At 42.4% G+C, this 18,347-nt stretch carries 19 protein-coding genes and 1 riboswitch; of the genes, 17 read left to right on the top strand and 2 right to left on the bottom strand.

Annotated elements, in window-relative coordinates; all coding sequences use genetic code 11:
- Window positions 1-108 precede the first annotated feature (108 nt).
- The 8 genes from BSO02S_RS07125 (at window position 109) to galU (ending at window position 10,145) form a co-directional block, all read left to right on the top strand.
- The gene (locus BSO02S_RS07125) at window positions 109-1,623 is read left to right on the top strand and encodes a helix-turn-helix domain-containing protein (protein ID WP_066064548.1); all 1,515 of its coding nucleotides are present in this window, start codon (window positions 109-111) and stop codon (window positions 1,621-1,623) included.
- Between the two features lie 187 nt (window positions 1,624-1,810).
- Window positions 1,811-3,484 (top strand): urocanate hydratase, encoded by a 1,674-nt coding sequence (gene hutU, locus BSO02S_RS07120; protein WP_066064546.1) that lies wholly within the window; start codon window positions 1,811-1,813, stop codon window positions 3,482-3,484.
- A gap of 21 nt (window positions 3,485-3,505) precedes the next feature.
- Window positions 3,506-4,798 (top strand): imidazolonepropionase, encoded by a 1,293-nt coding sequence (hutI, locus tag BSO02S_RS07115; RefSeq protein ID WP_066064543.1) that lies wholly within the window; start codon window positions 3,506-3,508, stop codon window positions 4,796-4,798.
- On the top strand, window positions 4,776-5,771 hold the full coding sequence (locus BSO02S_RS07110; protein WP_235846878.1) for an agmatinase family protein: 996 nt from the start codon (window positions 4,776-4,778) through the stop codon (window positions 5,769-5,771). The genes hutI and BSO02S_RS07110 overlap by 23 nt, the downstream gene beginning before the upstream one ends.
- Before the next feature lie 444 nt (window positions 5,772-6,215).
- On the top strand, window positions 6,216-7,217 hold the full coding sequence (locus BSO02S_RS07105) for a hypothetical protein (RefSeq protein ID WP_066064537.1): 1,002 nt from the start codon (window positions 6,216-6,218) through the stop codon (window positions 7,215-7,217).
- Window positions 7,218-7,317: 100 nt separating this feature from the next.
- Window positions 7,318-8,433, top strand: coding sequence for a glycosyltransferase family 4 protein (locus tag BSO02S_RS07100; protein WP_066064534.1), 1,116 nt, complete (start codon window positions 7,318-7,320; stop codon window positions 8,431-8,433).
- Window positions 8,430-9,206, top strand: coding sequence for a HipA family kinase (locus tag BSO02S_RS07095; RefSeq protein ID WP_066064531.1), 777 nt, complete (start codon window positions 8,430-8,432; stop codon window positions 9,204-9,206). Before BSO02S_RS07100 ends, BSO02S_RS07095 begins: the two co-directional genes overlap by 4 nt.
- A gap of 54 nt (window positions 9,207-9,260) precedes the next feature.
- On the top strand, window positions 9,261-10,145 hold the full coding sequence (galU, locus tag BSO02S_RS07090; RefSeq protein ID WP_066064528.1) for a UTP--glucose-1-phosphate uridylyltransferase GalU: 885 nt from the start codon (window positions 9,261-9,263) through the stop codon (window positions 10,143-10,145).
- Window positions 10,146-10,268: 123 nt separating this feature from the next.
- On the opposite strand, the gene BSO02S_RS07085 is transcribed toward galU, so the two are convergent.
- On the bottom strand, window positions 10,269-10,736 hold the full coding sequence (locus tag BSO02S_RS07085; RefSeq protein ID WP_066064524.1) for a hypothetical protein: 468 nt from the start codon (window positions 10,734-10,736) through the stop codon (window positions 10,269-10,271).
- Between the two features lie 420 nt (window positions 10,737-11,156).
- Between BSO02S_RS07085 and BSO02S_RS07080 the strand changes: the two genes are divergently transcribed.
- The 9 genes from BSO02S_RS07080 to BSO02S_RS07040 all read left to right on the top strand — a co-directional run bounded on the left by BSO02S_RS07080 (window position 11,157) and on the right by BSO02S_RS07040 (window position 17,854).
- Window positions 11,157-11,402: a glutaredoxin family protein gene (locus BSO02S_RS07080; RefSeq protein WP_066064522.1), complete on the top strand. Its 246-nt coding sequence runs from the start codon at window positions 11,157-11,159 to the stop codon at window positions 11,400-11,402.
- 163 nt (window positions 11,403-11,565) lie between these two features.
- A riboswitch (TPP riboswitch) is annotated at window positions 11,566-11,675 on the top strand.
- Between the two features lie 84 nt (window positions 11,676-11,759).
- Window positions 11,760-12,605: a hydroxyethylthiazole kinase gene (gene thiM, locus BSO02S_RS07075; protein ID WP_066064519.1), complete on the top strand. Its 846-nt coding sequence runs from the start codon at window positions 11,760-11,762 to the stop codon at window positions 12,603-12,605.
- Window positions 12,574-13,380, top strand: a complete 807-nt coding sequence (gene thiD, locus BSO02S_RS07070) for a bifunctional hydroxymethylpyrimidine kinase/phosphomethylpyrimidine kinase (RefSeq protein WP_084374929.1) — start codon at window positions 12,574-12,576, stop codon at window positions 13,378-13,380. The genes thiM and thiD overlap by 32 nt, the downstream gene beginning before the upstream one ends.
- Window positions 13,377-14,015: a thiamine phosphate synthase gene (gene thiE / locus BSO02S_RS07065; protein ID WP_066064516.1), complete on the top strand. Its 639-nt coding sequence runs from the start codon at window positions 13,377-13,379 to the stop codon at window positions 14,013-14,015. The genes thiD and thiE overlap by 4 nt, the downstream gene beginning before the upstream one ends.
- 5 nt (window positions 14,016-14,020) lie before the next feature.
- Window positions 14,021-14,536, top strand: coding sequence for an energy coupling factor transporter S component ThiW (gene thiW, locus BSO02S_RS07060; protein WP_066064513.1), 516 nt, complete (start codon window positions 14,021-14,023; stop codon window positions 14,534-14,536).
- Between the two features lie 130 nt (window positions 14,537-14,666).
- Complete coding sequence (gene tenA / locus BSO02S_RS07055) at window positions 14,667-15,338, top strand: thiaminase II (protein WP_066064510.1); 672 nt, start codon at window positions 14,667-14,669, stop codon at window positions 15,336-15,338.
- Window positions 15,292-16,080, top strand: coding sequence for an ABC transporter ATP-binding protein (locus BSO02S_RS07050; protein ID WP_235846883.1), 789 nt, complete (start codon window positions 15,292-15,294; stop codon window positions 16,078-16,080). The genes tenA and BSO02S_RS07050 overlap by 47 nt, the downstream gene beginning before the upstream one ends.
- On the top strand, window positions 16,070-16,840 hold the full coding sequence (locus BSO02S_RS07045; protein WP_066064831.1) for an ABC transporter permease: 771 nt from the start codon (window positions 16,070-16,072) through the stop codon (window positions 16,838-16,840). The genes BSO02S_RS07050 and BSO02S_RS07045 overlap by 11 nt, the downstream gene beginning before the upstream one ends.
- Before the next feature lie 18 nt (window positions 16,841-16,858).
- A complete protein-coding gene (locus BSO02S_RS07040) occupies window positions 16,859-17,854 on the top strand; it encodes an ABC transporter substrate-binding protein (RefSeq protein WP_066064507.1) in 996 nt (331 codons plus the stop codon).
- 115 nt (window positions 17,855-17,969) lie between these two features.
- On the opposite strand, the gene BSO02S_RS07035 is transcribed toward BSO02S_RS07040, so the two are convergent.
- Window positions 17,970-18,278 carry a winged helix-turn-helix transcriptional regulator gene (locus BSO02S_RS07035; protein WP_066064828.1) on the bottom strand — a complete coding sequence of 103 codons (309 nt, stop codon included), beginning with the start codon at window positions 18,276-18,278 and terminating at the stop codon, window positions 17,970-17,972.
- Window positions 18,279-18,347: the final 69 nt, after the last annotated feature.

The following is an 18,347-nucleotide window of genomic DNA, read 5'->3' as shown; positions in this document are numbered from 1 at the left end:
AGAATCCCGAGATGTCCACCATGAGCGGACATTTTTGCATATTTGTCCACGGATGGTGTCAGGCACCAATTTTTATGTATAATTAAAGTGGACAAGGGGGGCTGCGTTATGGAGGGAAAGTGGCTGATTGCGGATCGGGATTTGAATGAGCGGGAGGGGTTAAAGTGGTTGTTGAAGAGTTCTTCCATCCCGGTTTCCGACATTTTGCTGGCTTCTAATTATCAGGAGTTTGTTGTTTGGTTTGAGAAGGAGACACCTGATATCGTTCTGATGGAGCTTGATATGATAAGTAAAGATGATTGGTCAAGCTTTCGTGAGCTGATGCAAATTTATGATCCCATTCTACTATTAACCAGTGCAGAGGCTACCTTTGAAAAGGCGCGCTTGGCAATTGATATGCAGGCTTTAGATCTCATGATTAAACCTTTCTCAACGACAAAGGTAAAATCAGCTTTCCAAAAAGCGTCTCGCAAACTAGGTACAAAAATTCCTTCCAACGGAATCTACCATTTTAACTCATATAAAGATATAACCTATGAAGCTTTATTTATTGCCCAAGCCCCTGTCACAGAAAATGGTCAAATGGCGGCGGCTTTTCAAACGGAGAGTGCTGAAACCATTAGCATGCTCCATTCTTTTTTATCGGAATATCCTTTTAATGAGCTGGACGGCATTTTTGCTTTGAATGATATGGTTCTCGTTTTATTCAAGGAAACTTGTCTTAACATAACGGAGCAATGCCAAAAAGCGATGCGAAGGTGGGAGGAAGAATTCTCCGATCCGCTCGCAATCGTTATCAACATGGGGCGCTCCTTATCAATGTCATTAAATCAAAAGTACTTGCAAACACGGAAAATGCTCGAGTTTACCTATTATAAGGGCTACCGGCAGGTAGTCGAATTTGAATATCCTCCTGAATGGGTGCACATGGATCCATTTTTAGCACCACCTGAACAGAGAACATGGGTGGATATGCTGACAAACTCCGATTTGGAAAAAATAAAAACGTGGCTCTATGATGAATTTCTCCAATTAAATGAGCCATTTCCTGATCCAGGTTTAGTGCGAATCAGGCTGACCAGTATTCTTGCTCAAATAAGAAGATATATGAAGACTTACAATCTAGATGCAGATCCCAGCTATGAGAAGGAGTACCGCTATATATTTAACTCCATCTTATATGATGCGGTTATTTTTCGGACTGTCCAAAATCTGATCTTGTTTATCCAAAAAATCTTCCTTGGTACCGAAACCAGTATCAGAAACAGCAAACAAGATCCAATCGAGCGGGGTATAGCCTTTATGGAGGCTAATTTTTCAAACAGCCAGATTAGGCTTGAAGAGGTCGCGCAATATGTAGATCGTAATCCGTCCTATTTCAGCCACCTGCTAATTACGAAAACAGGCACCAGCTTTACGGATGTATTGGCCGGAATCAGGATGAAAGAAGCGAAACGATTGTTAATCGAAACAAGAAAGCCGGTAAAAGAGATTTCCAGTCTTGTCGGCTACCAAAATTCGAATTATTTTAGCCGAATGTTTCGGGAGTTAATCGGCCTATCTCCAAGAGAATTTCGTATGAAAAAAATTGATATGATGAAAAACGGAAGGGGCTCTGATTAAATTGAGCGCCTTTTTTAACCTAAATAAAAGATATATTTCTAGAAATTTTATAGTTTTTCACTGAAAAGAAAAATAATCTCTATCTATAAACATAAATTTTCTCTGTTATCTACTTTTTTATTCGTATTTTTCAGAAGATTTTATTTTTATAATAAAAATACACGAATCATAAAAGGGAGTGGATAAAATGGAAACAAACACTGCGAAACCAAGAGTCATTAAAAACTATAAAGGAACGAAATTACATGCAAAGGGCTGGATTCAAGAAGCAGCGCTTCGTATGCTCATGAACAATCTTGATCAAGAAGTTGCCGAAAAACCCGAAGATTTAGTTGTTTACGGAGGGATTGGCAAGGCAGCAAGGAACTGGGAGTCTTATGATGCGATTGTGAAAACGCTGCTTGAATTGGAAAGTGATGAAACCCTGTTAATTCAATCGGGTAAACCTGTTGCTGTTTGGAAATCCCACAAGGACGCACCACGAGTATTATTGGCGAACTCAAACCTTGTTCCGGCCTGGGCAAATTGGGAGCATTTCCATGAGCTGGATAAAAAGGGCTTGATGATGTATGGACAAATGACCGCGGGAAGCTGGATCTACATCGGCAGCCAAGGAATTGTCCAGGGAACTTATGAAACTTTTGCCGAGCTGGCACGTCAAGAATACGGCGGAACATTAAAAAACACCATTACTTTAACGGCAGGACTTGGCGGCATGGGTGGCGCACAGCCTTTATCGGTCACAATGAATGATGGGGTTTGTATCGCAATCGATGTGGATGAAACGAGAATTGACCGCCGGATTGAAACCGCTTACCTTGATGTGAAAACAAACGACTTAGATGAAGCCTTGAAAATGGCTCGCGAGGCGAAGGCTGCAGGTAAGGCATTATCAATCGGTTTATTAGGTAATGCAGCTGAAATTTTACCAATTATGATTGAAAAGGGCTTTAATCCAGATGTGTTAACGGATCAAACTTCCGCACATGACCCATTGAACGGCTATGTGCCTGTTGGTTTTACACTGGAAGAGGCTGACATCTTACGGAAAGAAGATCCTGCAAAGTATGTGGTACTCTCCAAGCAAAGCATGGCTATTCACGTGAAGGCGATGTTGAAAATGCAAGAAAAGGGCGCCGTTACTTTCGACTATGGTAACAATATTCGTCAGGTAGCGAAGGATGAGGGGGTGGAAAATGCGTTTGATTTCCCTGGCTTCGTACCAGCCTATATTCGCCCATTATTCTGCGAAGGGAAAGGGCCTTTCCGCTGGGCAGCATTGTCTGGAGATCCTGAAGATATTCGAAAAATTGATGAAGCATTATTACGCGAGTTCAAGGATGATGAGCATCTCTGCAAATGGGTGAAAATGGCACAGGAAAAAATTAGCTTCCAAGGACTTCCGGCCCGGATTTGCTGGCTTGGCTATGGGGACCGTGCCCGCTTTGGCAAGGTCATCAATGACATGGTTGCTTCCGGAGAAGTTTCAGCACCAATCGTCATAGGCCGCGACCACTTGGATGCTGGCTCCGTTGCCTCACCTAACCGTGAAACAGAAGCCATGCGGGATGGCAGTGATGCCGTTTCCGACTGGCCGATTTTGAATGCGATGATTAATGCAGTTGGCGGCGCAAGCTGGGTCTCTCTACATCACGGCGGCGGTGTCGGAATGGGGTATTCGCAGCATTCGGGAATGGTTATTGTTGCCGATGGGACAAAGGATGCAGAAGTTCGCCTTGGGCGGGTATTAACAACAGACCCAGGTATGGGTGTTGTCCGTCATGCGGATGCAGGTTACGAGCTTGCGATTAAAACTGCTAAAGAAAAAGGCATTAAGATGCCAATGCTGCAACAAGACTAAGACGAAAGAGGTGGAAGTTTGATGAGTAAAGCAATTTTTATCAGAAAAGCGAATCAGCTCGTCACGTTACAGGGGAGTTCTAATGCTCCCCTTGTAAAGGAAGCGATGTCTGAGCTTGGTATTATTGAGAATGGCAGTGTTTGGATTGAGGACGGTGTGATCGAGGCTGTGGGCAGCGATGAAGAACTTGTGGCGAAGTATGAGGGTCGCCTTGATGAAGCTGAAATCGTAGATGCTACTGGAAAGCTCGTTACGCCGGGTCTCGTTGATCCACATACACATGTCGTTTTTGCAGGCTCACGGGAAAATGAGTTTAATATGCGCTTGCAAGGTGCGACGTACATGGAAATCATGAATAGCGGCGGCGGAATCTATGCGACGACACGACGGACACAAGCAGCCAGCCACGAGGAGCTTTTTCAAGAATGCTATCAACGATTAAATCAATTCCTGCGCCATGGTGTCACAACGGTTGAAGCAAAAAGCGGCTACGGGATGGAATGGGAAACCGAATTGAAGCAGCTGGAAGTGGCAAAACAGCTCAATGAGAAGCATGCGATTGATATCGTGTCGACCTTTATGGGTGCGCATGCGGTGCCAAAGGAGTATAAAGAAAATCCGGATGAGTTTGTGCAGCTTCTGATTGAGGAAATGATTCCGAAGGTTGCTGAGCTCGGACTTGCCGAATTCAATGATGTCTTTTGCGAGCATGGTGTGTTTACACCAGAGCAATCACGGATCATTCTCGAAGCCGGGAAGCGTTACGGGTTGCTGCCGAAAATCCATGCGGATGAAATTGAACCATATGAAGGAGCCGAGCTCGCGGCGGAAGTTGGGGCGATTTCTGCGGATCATTTATTAAAGGCCTCGGAAAAGGGAATGAAGGCGATGGCTGAAAAAGGTGTGGTCGGCGTGTTACTGCCAGGAACGGCCTACTTTTTAATGGCCGAATCAGCCAATGGCCGAAAAATGGTCGATTTGGGGGTGCCGGTGGCATTGTCAACAGATTGTAATCCCGGCTCGTCACCAACTGTCTCCCTGCCGTTTATTATGAATCTTGGCTGTTTAAAAATGGGAATGACGCCGGCCGAGGTCATTACTGCGACAACGATTAATGCGGCGCATGCAATCAATCGAGGCGGAGAAATTGGCAGTTTAGAAGTTGGCAAAAAGGGGGACGTTACGATTTTTAACGTCAGCAATTATATGAAGCTACAATACTCTTATGGTGTAAATCATACGGAAACGGTTGTGAAAAATGGTCAGGTGGTTGTCAGGGGAGGTCAGTTGGTTGAAGAGCTTTCTCTATCCTAAACTAAATCCGCCAAGTTTTACGTGGGTAAGATCGGACAGTGGGGCTGAGGTTGTGAAAGTTCATGAATGGATTCAGCCGCTGACGGGTGCATCTGACCCTGAAAAAAGCAAGGATGCTGATTTTGTCGTAGTCGGCGTCCCGCTTTCCCGGTCATCGATTAGTGCTTCAGGGGCATCAGAATTTCCCGAGGCGTTCCGCCGTGCTTGGCGCACCTTCACTACTTATAACCTTGATGAGGATATTGATTTGTCGGAAATGACGGCAGTGGATGCAGGAGATGTGCCGATGCATGTTACCGATATCCGTCGCTGTCATGATAATATTATCGAAGCATCTTCGGCGCTACATCAGCATTTTGCAACCTCTAAGATTTGTACAATTGGAGGCGATCATTCGATTACCGCGATGATGGTTAAGGGCATGCATCGGGCGAAGCCTGCTGAAAAAATCGGCATCCTGCAGTTTGATACCCATTTTGATTTACGGGATATGACCGATAACGGTCCTTCCAATGGGACTCCAATGAGGAACTTGATTGAAAGCGGAGTCGTCGAAGGCGCTAATATGTACAACATTGGATTGCATGGATTTTTCAATACAAAGGATTTAAAGATGTATGCTGATGAACAGGGCGTCAACTATATCACTCTCCGGAACGCCAGGAAAAAGGGCATCGAAGAAACCGTCCTCCGATGTTTAGCGGAGCTCGAGGGGAAGGTTGATACCATTTATTTAACTGTGGATATGGATGTTTTAGATATCGCCTATGCGCCAGGAGTACCGGCTTCAACGCCGGGGGGCATGACAACAGCTGAACTGCTCGAAGGGGTACTAACTGCAGCGAAGCATCCAAAAGTCAAAGCAATGGACATCGTCTGCCTTGACCCACTAAAGGACACCAACGCCCAGCCAACCGTAAAACTTGGCACACATGTATTTTTAACCTTTCTATCAGGGGTAATGATGCGATAGCTGACATTGCGATCGGTGTCAGGCACCATAGAAAGACACTTTAGGGGTTTTGTACGCCTGGAGTGGACAAAAATGTTGTTTGTTTAATAAAGGATTAGACACTGTTCATATATTGGGCAGTGTTTTTTTTATGTTGAAATTTTATCCTGTTGCAGGCTTGGATCAACAGGATTAGGTATTTCTTTCTATCGTTGTGGTTAACTTGTACATTTTTGTTTTTATGGACGAGCGCCTTTACATTTTATGTCTTACTTGAATTTACTATATTAGGCGATAACGCTTCAATGGATTAGTCATGATTATTTAAAAGAACGAAAAGGTAAACAGGATTCAAAACAGGGCGGAAGTAACGGATTTATCATTTATCACCACAGTAAATCCATCTGCTATCGACTGCCCACTAGGAAATATTCCTAGCTTAGATTTCATACAAGGAGGGGAAATATGGATATTAAAAAACTGAATAACTGGCTAAAAGATATCCAAGTTCGAAATATAGCAAATTCCGATGTAGAGGTACTAAATAACTCACCGTTAATTATGCTGGGGAAAGGGCGCCAAGGTGCGGTCTTTCAAGTTACTGATGATATTTGTGTGAAAGTGTTCGGCAATGAGGAGGATTGTGAGCGAGAATATTATGCCTTATCCCTCGGCCAAGAAACGGACCTATTCCCGCATATACATGCGAAAGGTCCACTCTTTATCGCGATGGATATTGTCAAAGGTGTGGATGTCCGTGAATATCTGCAATCACAGCCTTTAAGTGTAGAACTTTCCAGTAAATTGATTGAGATGTTGATTACATTTAAAGACATCGGTTTTGAGCGGATTGACCATCATAAAAGGCAAATATATCTGCAGGAAGACGGTACTCTGAAAGTGATAGATGTGGCAAGGACTGTTTGGCGTGATCGTGTTTACCCATATCCAAGGAAATTATTGAATTCCTTAGGGGTAGAAAATAAGGCAGTGTTTTTATCACATGTTCAAGAAATGGCACCTTCGTTATACGAAGAGTGGCTCCACTACATCCGAATGGAAGAGATATCCCACCAAATTTACCAAGTTCTTCTTCCAGAACGACCGAACAAAGAAACGTTGAAAAAACTCAGTAAACAATTGTTAACAACAGATGATGAAGCGAAATATGTTGTTCAACTACAAGGCTTAGTCCAAAAAGTATTCAAAGAAGAATGGGTCAAAACGATGCTTGCCCGCGGAAAAGACCCTGAGGTTGTTATGGAAAAAATTGATGAGTATTGGGACTCACGTGAACAGAGTCAACCCCGTATTAATGATCGAAGTCATAACGAAAAAAAACGATTCGAAGGAGAAAAACGCCCCGATGCTAGGCATCGTGATGGCGAAAGACGATTCGAAGGGGAAAGACCACGCGATCGGGATCGTCATGGTCCCAAGGGCAAAAAACACCGAAAAAGTAAATAAGCGGAATCACCTTTAAGGACATTGAAAAAGAAAGCAGAACATCACTAATAGACACCCAAATTGGGAAGTGCCCTAAATAAAAACCAAGGAGTAAGCTTAAATGAAAGTACTTGTAATCTGGCGGCTGCTCACAGTTGGCGGGGTAAATGCCGGATGGCGAAACCGTTCGATTTATTTTAAAAAGAATGGAATTGATACAGAATTTCTATATACAACAGATCATGGCGGGCTCCACATTATGCAAGATATTGCTCCCGTTTATTTAACGAAGGATAAACACGAAATAATAAAAATTATTAATAAAAACTCCTATGATGCAATAATTGTTGTTGACACTAGTGCTGCCTATAAGTGGATTCGAAAAGCCAACTTTCATGGCCCAGTCATTATCGAGGCTCGAACACCAGAGCTTATCAAGCTTAATCCTCACCTACAATCGTTCAAAGGTATTCAGCCGGAATTGATCATCGTTCCTTCTCAATATCAAAAACGGTTAGTTTCAATCCTTACGAATGATATTCCTATCAATGTGATATACAACGGTGTTGATACAACCTTTTTCAAAGCGTTATCGACCGAAGAAATTGATTTCAACAGCGCCCCAATAATGCCGAAGGATAAGAAAATTATTGGATGGATTGGCAGATTGGACAAACGTAAAAACTGGCCGATGCTGATTGAGGTCGCTAAACGGATTAAAAGTGACCGTGCTGACATTGAAATTTGGGTAATCGGCGGGGCGCAAAGTATACAGCGGGATGAATTCGCGGCGGCAAGAAGGGAGGAACAGCTCACGGATATTATCAAATGGTTTCCTGTCATTCCCTATCAGCAAATGCCTCATGTATATGCGAAAATTCGTCAATCAGGGGGATGCACGCTTGCTACGACCAAATCAGAATCATTCGGTAATACCTTTATTGAATCGATGATTTGTGGTGTTCCCGTTGTAGCATCTAAAATTATGCCAATTACTGAATTGGTGGCGGAAGGTGAAACAGGTTTGCTTTACCGCGGCCAAAATGTGGAAGACGCCGTCAAGCAGCTATACGGTATTTTAGATGATTCGGCGCTCCATCAACAGATGTCACAGACAGCAATAGAGCTTGTTGAACAGAAGTTCTCCATTCAAGCGGCAGCTGATGATTATATTAAGCTGTTGAAAAAAATTGGTCAGAAGGATAAAAGGGTAAATGATGAGGTGGATGCCCCATGATTGAACCCATTGCTTTCCACAAGACATTGGAAGGAAAATCTAATGCCCATTTAATTACTTTTAATGATGGGAAAGACTATGTGGTGAAATTTTTCCAGCCTGGATTTGAAAAAACCCTGCCGAATGAATGGGTGTCCTATTGCCTGGCCAGATACCTAGGACTGCCTGTCCCATTTGCACGGTTAGTGGAAATTCCACAAGAGTTTTCTTCCAAAGTCCCTGGACTTGCCGGGACGCACCATACCCAGTATCAATTCGCTTCGTTATACGTGCCGGATTGTTTCGATGGTCATCAAGTTTCCAATGTACCTCATATTATCAATCATAAGTCTTTAGCGGGAGTCATATTACTGGATTACTGGCTCTATAATCGGGATCGCACCCGCAAAAACATTGTCTTGTGCGAAGAAACACAAGGAAATTTCCATCTGTGGATTATCGACCATGCCGAGGTTTTTGATTCATATAATTGGCTTGAATCCGATTTAGAATCATTGCCAGAAGAAGTTTTGAAAAGTGCCACACATCAATTTATGGCGCAATTTATTGAAAATGACCAAAGTTTTACTGACTATCTCGAATTAATTCAAACCATTCCCATTCTATTAATCGAGGAAATTGTCACGCTAATCCCTGATGACTGGATGGTTTCAAAGGAAGAAAAAAAAGCAATTGTCAGCACGCTTGTGACAAGACGCAAAAAAATACTACCAGAACTTAAAGGTAAATTTTTCAAAAAGGTATATCAACCATTACACGAAAAGAACGATTAACTCCCTTACCCAAAAGGGTAGAGGAGTTTTACTTTTTATTAAGGGAGGTAAATTATGAAAATCAAAAAGGCCATTATTCCGGCGGCTGGCCTTGGGACTCGCTTTTTACCTGCAACGAAAGCATTGCCAAAGGAAATGCTGCCAATTGTCGATAAACCAACTATCCAATATATTGTTGAAGAAGCTGTAGCAGCGGGGATTGAGGAAATCATTATCGTAACCGGCCGAGGAAAAAGGTCGATAGAGGATCACTTTGATAAATCCTATGAACTTGAGGATACGCTTTTAAGGAAAAATAATCTGGCGGTTTTAGAAGAAGTTCAGAAGATATCTAATTTAGTTAATATTTCTTATGTTCGCCAGAAGGAACCGAAAGGGCTGGGACATGCAATCCTCTGCGCGAAAAGCTTTATTGGGGAAGAACCTTTTGCGGTTATGCTTGGAGATGATCTCGTCATGTCTGAAGTTCCTTGTTTGAAGCAGCTGATCAATGTATTCGAGTATCATAACAGTTCTGTCGTTGGCGTTCAGGCTGTCTCAGAAACTGAAGTGAGTAAATATGGAATTATTAAGCCTCGAGGTACGATGCTCGAACCAAACCTTTTTTCGGTTGAATCCTTAGTAGAAAAACCAAAAAAGGAGGAGGCACCGTCACGGTTTGCCGTCATGGGGCGTTATGTTTTAAAGCCTGAGATCTTTGAAATATTGGATAGTCTCCCAATTGGACAAGACAATGAATTACAACTGACAGATGCGATTAACGAGCTAACCAAACAACAGGCTGTCTTAGCCTATAATTTTGAAGGAACCCGCTACGACATCGGCGACAAAATCGGCTACGTCAAAGCAACCATCGACATCTCCCTTCAAAGGGATGACACACGAGAAGAAATCCTGGCCTATTTAGGGAAGATTCACGGCGGGTGTCAGGCACCATAGCGTTTTATTAGAAAGTGGCCCCGGTCACTTTCTTTATTGTGACCCCATTTTGAACAAATGAAAAAGGCCTTGATATCTCAAGGCCGTTTCTATCATTTTGTAATGGAAACTATAATCAGATGATTATTTCTTCTTTTTATTACTTTTTCCCAATCCAGAGACTTGTTCTATGAGTTTTTTATTTTGATCTTTTAAGCCCGCTAGTTCGTCTCTTAACGCTGAAATACCGTTAGCCAAGTTCTCAATGAGTTTTTTATTTTGGTCTTTTAAGCCCGCTAGTTCGTCTCTTAACGCTGAAATACTGTTAGCCAAGTTCTCAAGTTGTTCACTTAACAAGGTGAAATCTGACTTTCTTTGATATTCTGGTTGGAAAGTCGGAGTTTGAGTCGAATTTTGCTGAAAATCACCATGGTCATGGCTTGTATTCACCGGTGAATCATCATTTACTAGATTGGATGCTGCCCTCATCATTGTATTCATATCAATGGTATAGTCACTTTTTGCTAGATTATTTAATAGATTCATTAAAGCATCTTTATTTACCTTGTTACCTGTTGTGCGGGCGTTATTTTCGTGCTTATCTTCAGACATATTTAAATCTCCTTTGCATTTTTTTGAAGAATTGCCTAGAAGATTTTTTAAATTTCATATCGTCTTCTAGACATAAAACATTCTTATTTACTGAATCGTCAACTCGGGGTCCCTTACATGAAACATCATATGTAAAAATACTGGACAAGCGTAAACGAATATCATGATAATAGAAAAAAGGGCTGTCCAATTTTTGAAAATGATGTTAGTTGGAAGCGATACCAATCAGATGTCCCTAACCTCGGAAATATTTCTTGGGAAAGCGCATGAACAGACAATTCTCGCGTTTTGGTGTCAGATGATGGCGCTTCCAAAATGAATGGAATTTAGTAATTGATTCAGGGGAATTTAGGCCTCAAGATTGTGAGGAATAAATAGTTTTAGGCTGCATGCTAAAATAAACCAAAGGAGGAGCCAAAAATGAATAAAAAAGTTATCGTCTACACGACCAACGACTGCATTGAATGCACGATGGTCAAACAGGTCCTGACGCAGGAAGGGATTGATTTTGAGGTCAGGGATGTTACGGACAACGCTTGTTATCAACAGGAAGTGGAGAATTACGGATTTCTTGGAGTTCCCGTTACCGTTGTTGAGAACCGTGCTGTAAAAGGGTTTACAAATGAGCTGAAGGAACTTATGAGGTTAGCGAAAGGTCTGGATTGAAATACGACGGCTGGCAATCAAATCATCGCGAAATTACCGCGAAAGGCAAGGAACAAGATTTATTACTGCAAATCGATTTTGACGATTAGAAAGGGCTACTCTCTCACTTAATTCTTTACTTTCATGTTTTATAGGGTTATTATGGGATTAATTTAAAATGTTTTGTATCTACTAGGGGTGCCCTGTAATCAGGCTGAGAGAAAATGTAAAAGTTTTTAACCCTTTGGACCTGATCTGGGTAATACCAGCGTAGGAAAGTAGCCAAGTGAAACTTTTGCTTTTTTCTCTTACTAACTAACCAGGTCCAATTTATGGATCTGGTTTTTTTTATATTAAAAAAGAAATGAGGAGATTGGTATGGACAAAATCAGCTTATCTGAAACGTTGGAAAGAGTAAGGGTGGTAAACCCGCTTGTACATAACATAACGAATGTGGTCGTTACGAATTTTACCGCAAATGGGCTGCTGGCCCTTGGTGCTTCACCGGTGATGGCGTATGCAGCCGAAGAAGCGGCGGATATGGCTAAGATTGCTAGTTCGTTAGTTTTAAATATTGGTACCTTAAACCCGCAAACTGTCGATTCTATGATTATCGCTGGAAAAGCCGCCAATGAAGCTGGTGTTCCCGTTATTTTTGATCCGGTTGGTGCAGGGGCTACTCGTTATCGAACGGATACAGCGCAAAAGATCATGAGTGAAATTAGAGTCTCCGTTATAAGAGGAAACGCGGCAGAAATTGCCAATGTCGTGGGGGAAACATGGGAAATCAAGGGCGTTGATGCAGGAGAGACCAAAGGAAATATCGTTGATCTCGCCATAACGGCCGCTCAAAAATTGAATTGCGTTGTCGTCATTACCGGAAAAGAGGACTGCGTTACAGATGGGAAAACTACCTATCGCGTTGCGAATGGACATCCAATTATGACAAAGGTAACCGGTATGGGCTGCCTATTAACGTCTGTAATTGGTGCTTTTGCAGGAGTGGAGAAGAACCTGATAACGGCCTCTGTGGCAGCTTTATCTACCTACGGAATTGCTGCTGAAAAGGCAGCGGCAAAAACGGTCGAACAAGGACCAGGCAGTTTCCAAATTGAATTCTTGAACCAATTATCACTGGTTTCGTCAGACGACTTAAATTTAAATGCTGCATATAAAAAGGGGGGCAATTTTTATGAAAAAGGCACTAACAATCGCCGGATCTGATTCTGGCGGCGGGGCGGGGATTCAAGCCGACCTGAAGACGTTTCAGGAATTAGAGGTGTTCGGGATGTCAGCATTGACGGCTGTAACAGCACAAAATACGTTGGGTGTTCACGCTGTCTATCCGATGACAGCTGAGGCCGTCGCCAAACAGATGGAAGCGATAGGGGATGATATCGGTGCGGATGCGGTTAAGACAGGCATGCTCTTTAATGCTGAAATCATCGAAGCTGTCTCGGAAAAACTCAAACTTTATCAATGGGAAAATGTCGTGGTTGATCCTGTCATGATTGCTAAAGGTGGGGCATCATTGCTGAAGAGGGAAGCCATTTCTGCCATGAAAAAATATTTGCTGCCACTCTCCAAAGTTATTACACCGAACATTCCTGAGGCGGAAGTGCTTACCGGCATGACGATTCGAACTTTTGAAGATAAAAAGGAAGCTGCTAAAAGGTTGTTTGAATTAGGTGTCAAGAATATCGTCATCAAAGGCGGTCATGACGAAGACGCGTCTGCATCGATTGATTTATTGTTCGATGGGAAGGAATTCTACACTTTTACTGCTAAGCGAATTGACACTAAAAATACACATGGAACAGGCTGCACCTTTTCAGCCGTGATTACCGCTGAATTAGCAAAAGGGTTTAGCGTTTATGAAGCGGTTTTGAAAGCAAAGGATTTTATTCAGGCCGCGATTGAAAATCAATTGGAAATCGGTCAAGGACATGGTCCAACCAATCATTGGGCCTATCGAAAAAAGGAGTTGGCGAAATCATGAAAAACTTGCGAGCGGCATTACGTGTTTATTTTATCATGGGCAGTACGAACTGCCGGAAGGATTCAGCACAAGTATTAAAAGAGGCGATTGGTGGTGGTATTACACTGTTTCAATTCCGAGAAAAAGGCGAAGGGGCTTTAACAGGGGCAAAAAAATATGCACTTGCCAAAGAACTCCAAGACATTTGCAAAGAACATTACATCCCGTTCATCGTCAACGATGATATTGAATTAGCACTAGCAATCGATGCTGATGGGGTTCATATCGGACAGGAGGATGAGTCGGTAAAGATAGTGAGAGAAAGGATTGGCGATAAAATCCTTGGTGTGTCTGTCCATACTAGAAAAGAAGCGATGTCTGCGATGAGGGGCGGAGCTGACTATTTTGGGATTGGGCCAGTTTTTCCTACAAAAACAAAAGCGGATGCCAAGCCTTCCCGTGGGACCATCCTTATAGAGGAATTGCGGAAAAATGGCTGTAATTTTCCAATCGTTGGCATCGGAGGGATCACCGTTGAAAACGCCCGAACCGTTGTGGAAGCAGGGGCGGACGGCGTTTCGGTTATTACAGCGATAAGCCATGCAGAATCACCAAGGAAAGCAGCTGGGGCATTAAGAACAAGTATCGGGGGGTGAATTTTATGAAAAAGACACATAAATTGACGTTGACCGCGATGATGATTGCGATTGGAACCATCTCTAGTAATCTGTTATATATTCCGGTTGGATTTACAAAGGTTTTTCCAGTCCAGCATTTTTTGAACGTTTTGTCTGCGGTCCTTTTAGGTCCTTATTACGCTGTTGCCCAGGCCTTTTGTGTCTCATTGTTAAGAAATCTGATGGGAACGGGATCTATTTTTGCCTTTCCCGGAAGTATGGTCGGGGCATTGCTGGCGGCGCTATTATTTTGGAAAACTAGAAAATTCTATCTTGCTTTTATCGGGGAAGTAATTGGAACGGGCATCATTGGAGCCCTTCTGTCTTACCCGATTGCTACGTTACTACTTGGTCAAAAAGCAACCCTGTTTGGGTTCATTCCGTTATTTATATTTAGTTCTTTTGCTGGAGCCTTACTAGGGTTTGTCATTCTGACGATTTTCATTCGGAAGAAAGTATTTTTTATGAATAGAAATCTTGATTCGCGAGTAAAAGGCTGAAATTCGCGAGTAAATTGGTTGAATCCGCGAGTAAACTACCGAAATTCGCGAGTAAAGTCCAATTATTCGTAGAATGATTTAGTTGGATTCCCGAACCAATAGTAATTTTCAGCGAAAAGGGGGGCAAAAAATGAAATTTTCGCAACGACTTTATGAAAAAGTAACAGGAATTTGGGAGAAAACGCATCAACATCCATTTGTTATCGGGTTAGGCACAGGAGACCTGCCCGTTGAATCGTTTATCCGTTACATGAAACAAGATTACGTATTTTTAATCGACTATTCCAAGCTTTTTGCATTAGGTGCAGTTAAGGCTAGGGACATTGAAACGATGGCAGCTTTTGCGAAGCTCCTGGATGAAACATTACATGGAGAGATGGACCTGCACCGCCGATACGCAGAAAAGTTCGGCATCACCCATCAGCAGCTGGAAGAAACAAGGCCGACTCCGATTAACTTAGCTTATACACGCTACATGCTGAATGTCGCTCAGAATGGTTCGCTTGAGGAATTAATCGCGGCATTACTGCCGTGTATGTGGAGCTACTGGGAGATTAGCAAAAAGATAGTAAATACCTATCTGAATGCTAGCAATCATCCTCTTTACGGGGAATGGGTGAAAATGTACTCCTCGAGTGAATTTGGTTCATTAGCTACATGGCTAATAGATTTGTTGGATCAAGAAGCTGAGGGGAAATCGGAGCGAGAGCTAACTATATTAGAAGAACATTTTCTGACGACATCTAAGTTTGAATATATGTTCTGGGATATGGTTTATCAGGGGGGCGAGTGGCCTGTCTAACTCGCCAATTTTATCCATCAAAGATCTAACATATGCCTTTAAGGGTGAACGACCGATTTTTCAAAAACTTTCACTGGATGTCAAAGCAGGAGAATTTGTTTCCCTGATTGGTGCAAGCGGCTCCGGAAAAAGTACACTTTTCAAATTAATTACTGGTTTGTTAGAACCAGAGCAAGGGGAAATATGGATTGATGGTCAGATGGCAGGAAACAGATTAGGAAGCGTCGGTTACATGCCGCAAAAGGACCTGCTTTTACCTTGGAGAACCGTATTAGAGAACCTATTGCTTCCTATCGAAATTACTAAGGAAAGTAAGAAACAGCGAATTCCAGAAATACTTGAGTGGTTATCCCGGTTTGGTTTAGCTGATTATGAAAAAGCCTTTCCACAGGAATTATCCGGAGGAATGAAGCAGCGGGTTGCTTTTTTAAGAACGCTGATGACTGGGAAAAACCTTTTAATATTAGACGAGCCGTTTGGCGCGCTTGATTCGTTGACGAAACGAAACATGCACAGCTGGTTACTAGGACTGTGGGGAGAATTGCAAAAGACGGTGTTGTTCATCACCCATGATTTAGAGGAAGCCATTCTGTTGAGCGACCGGATTTATTTGCTTGGGCGGAAGGGTTTACAAGATATAAACGTTAACCTGCCAAGACCAAGAAATTCTGAACTAATCTATCAATCAGCGTTTATAACGATGAGAAAAGAACTGGAGCGGCTGATTGACAATGAAAGCTAGATTGAAAAAATGGACAGGGGATTATGGCTTATTTTTACTAGTAATCATCGCTCTCATCAGCATTTGGGAATGCGTGGTAAGTCAAGGGATGATCCCGGCCTTTATACTGCCAGCTCCTTCGGCGATTTGGGGGTCATTCGTTGAAAACCGGCAGCTATTGTTGGAAGTGCATTTGCCTGCAACCCTTAAAGAAGTCCTGATTGGTTTTGGGATTGCGGTTATAAGCGGCTTATTGCTCGGAGTCGGTATGCATTTTTTCCGTGCATTGGAAAAGGTGCTGTATCCCTTCCTTGTTATTTCACAAACGGTGCCGTTGATTGCGATTTCGCCGATTTTTATCATGTGGTTCGGCTATTCGATTTGGAGTAAAATTGCCGTGACGATTTTAACGGCCTTCTTTCCGATTGTTGTTAGTACCTATGATGGGCTGAAATCGGGTGGGAAAGAGTACCGTGAATTACTGCTGACTATGGGCGCCAATCGCTGGACAATTTTTCAAAAAATCCAGGTACCACTTGCCTTGCCAGCTATTTTTTCAGGTTTGAAATTGTCTGTTGTTTACTGCGTTGTCGGGGCAACGATTGGTGAATGGCTTGGTGCAAGTGTTGGCCTGGGGTACTTCAGCCGGCGCATGTCGGGAAATTTACAAGCGGATGCTGTTTTTGCTGCGATATTCCTGCTTTCATTACTAGGCATTTTGCTGTTTCTATTAATTGGTTTACTAGAAAAACAATTATTGAAAAATAAAATTCGCAGTTAGAGGGGAAAGAGCAAGTCCATGAAAAAAGGTTTTTTAATTCTGTTAAGTCTTTTGTTACTTATAGTGAGTGCTTGCGGGAATGGCGAAGTAGAAAAAACTTCGGGTAGTGCTGGAAAGCTACAGAAAGTGAGTTTAATGCTGGACTGGTATCCCAATGCGGTGCACTCCTTTCTTTATGTAGCGGAGGAAAAAGGCTATTTCAAAGAACAAGGTTTAGAGGTTGATATTCAAATGCCCGCTGATACCAATGATCCGCTTCGACTCGTTGCGGCAGACAAAATCGATATGGCAATTAGCTATCAACCACAGGTCCTGGTTGCACGGAGTGAAGAAATTCCTGTTCAAGCGTTCGGAGCACTCGTCCGCCATCCGCTAAATCAATTAATGGTACCAGAAGGTGGTCCGATTCAATCGCCAAAGGATTTAGCAGGAAAAACCATTGGCTACCCGTCCATTCCCCTTGATGAAGCCATTATTCAAACGATGGTAAAGGCTGACGGTGGAGAGGCGAATAAGGTGAAAATGGTCGATGTTGGCTGGGACCTTATTCCTGCGATGGCAACCAGAAAAACAGATGTGTTGATTGGTGGATTTATTAATCACGAGAAATTATTGCTAGAAAAAGAAGGCCATCCGATGCGCATTTTAAATCCAGCTGACTATGGTGTTCCGGATTATTATGAATTAGTTTTGGTGGCTAGTGAAAAGGGGTTAAAAGTAAAACCAGATGTGTTTAAAAAATTTATGGCAGCGGTAACGAAGGGGCAAAAATATGTGGCCGAACATCCAAAAGGGGGTCTGGCTATATTAATGAAGCACGAGGACAAAACATCCCCGTTAGAAAAGGATATTGAAACCAAAAGCTTAGAAATCCTGCTCCCGCTGATGGACGCAAAAGAAAAGCCATTCGGTTACCAGGCCCCTGAAACATGGGAAAAGGTCGCCCAGTGGCTAAAAGACAACAATGTGATAAAAAAGGATGTTAAAGCGAAGGATGCGTTTATTAATTTTTAAGGTAAATGTGGAAGACCTAAAATCGATAATATAATAAAAAGGATACATAGGGCATTAATCTCTCGCCCTGTTGTATCCTTTTTTATGTGCATATAATCACCACTAGGGGCTAATTTTAAACGTCTAACCAGATTTGTGACCATTTTTCTATATCTTTCATAAGTGGTTCCAAGGCTAAACCTTTTTCTGTTAACGAATATTCAATTCGAACGGGAGTTTCTGGATAAACTTTTCGATTAACAATCCCCTCGTTCTCCAAATCCTTTAACCTTTCTGAAAGCACTCTGCCACTAACACCTACTGAAGATTCAATAGTACAAAAACGCTGTGGACCAATTAAAAGCTGGTAAATAATCATTCCAGTCCACCTTTGGCTCAATAACCCCATGGCTTTTTCAAATCTAGGACAAATCGACTTATCCACCAATTAAATCAACTCCTTACTTATATTATAAACATATTTATTAATAATTAAATTACTTTTTATAAAAAA

It is taken from the genome of Neobacillus soli NBRC 102451, assembly GCF_001591665.1.
Lineage (GTDB): Bacteria > Bacillota > Bacilli > Bacillales > Cytobacillaceae > Neobacillus > Neobacillus soli.
Note: the sequence above shows the minus strand (reverse complement) of the source record. Positions and strands in the feature narration are given on the sequence as shown.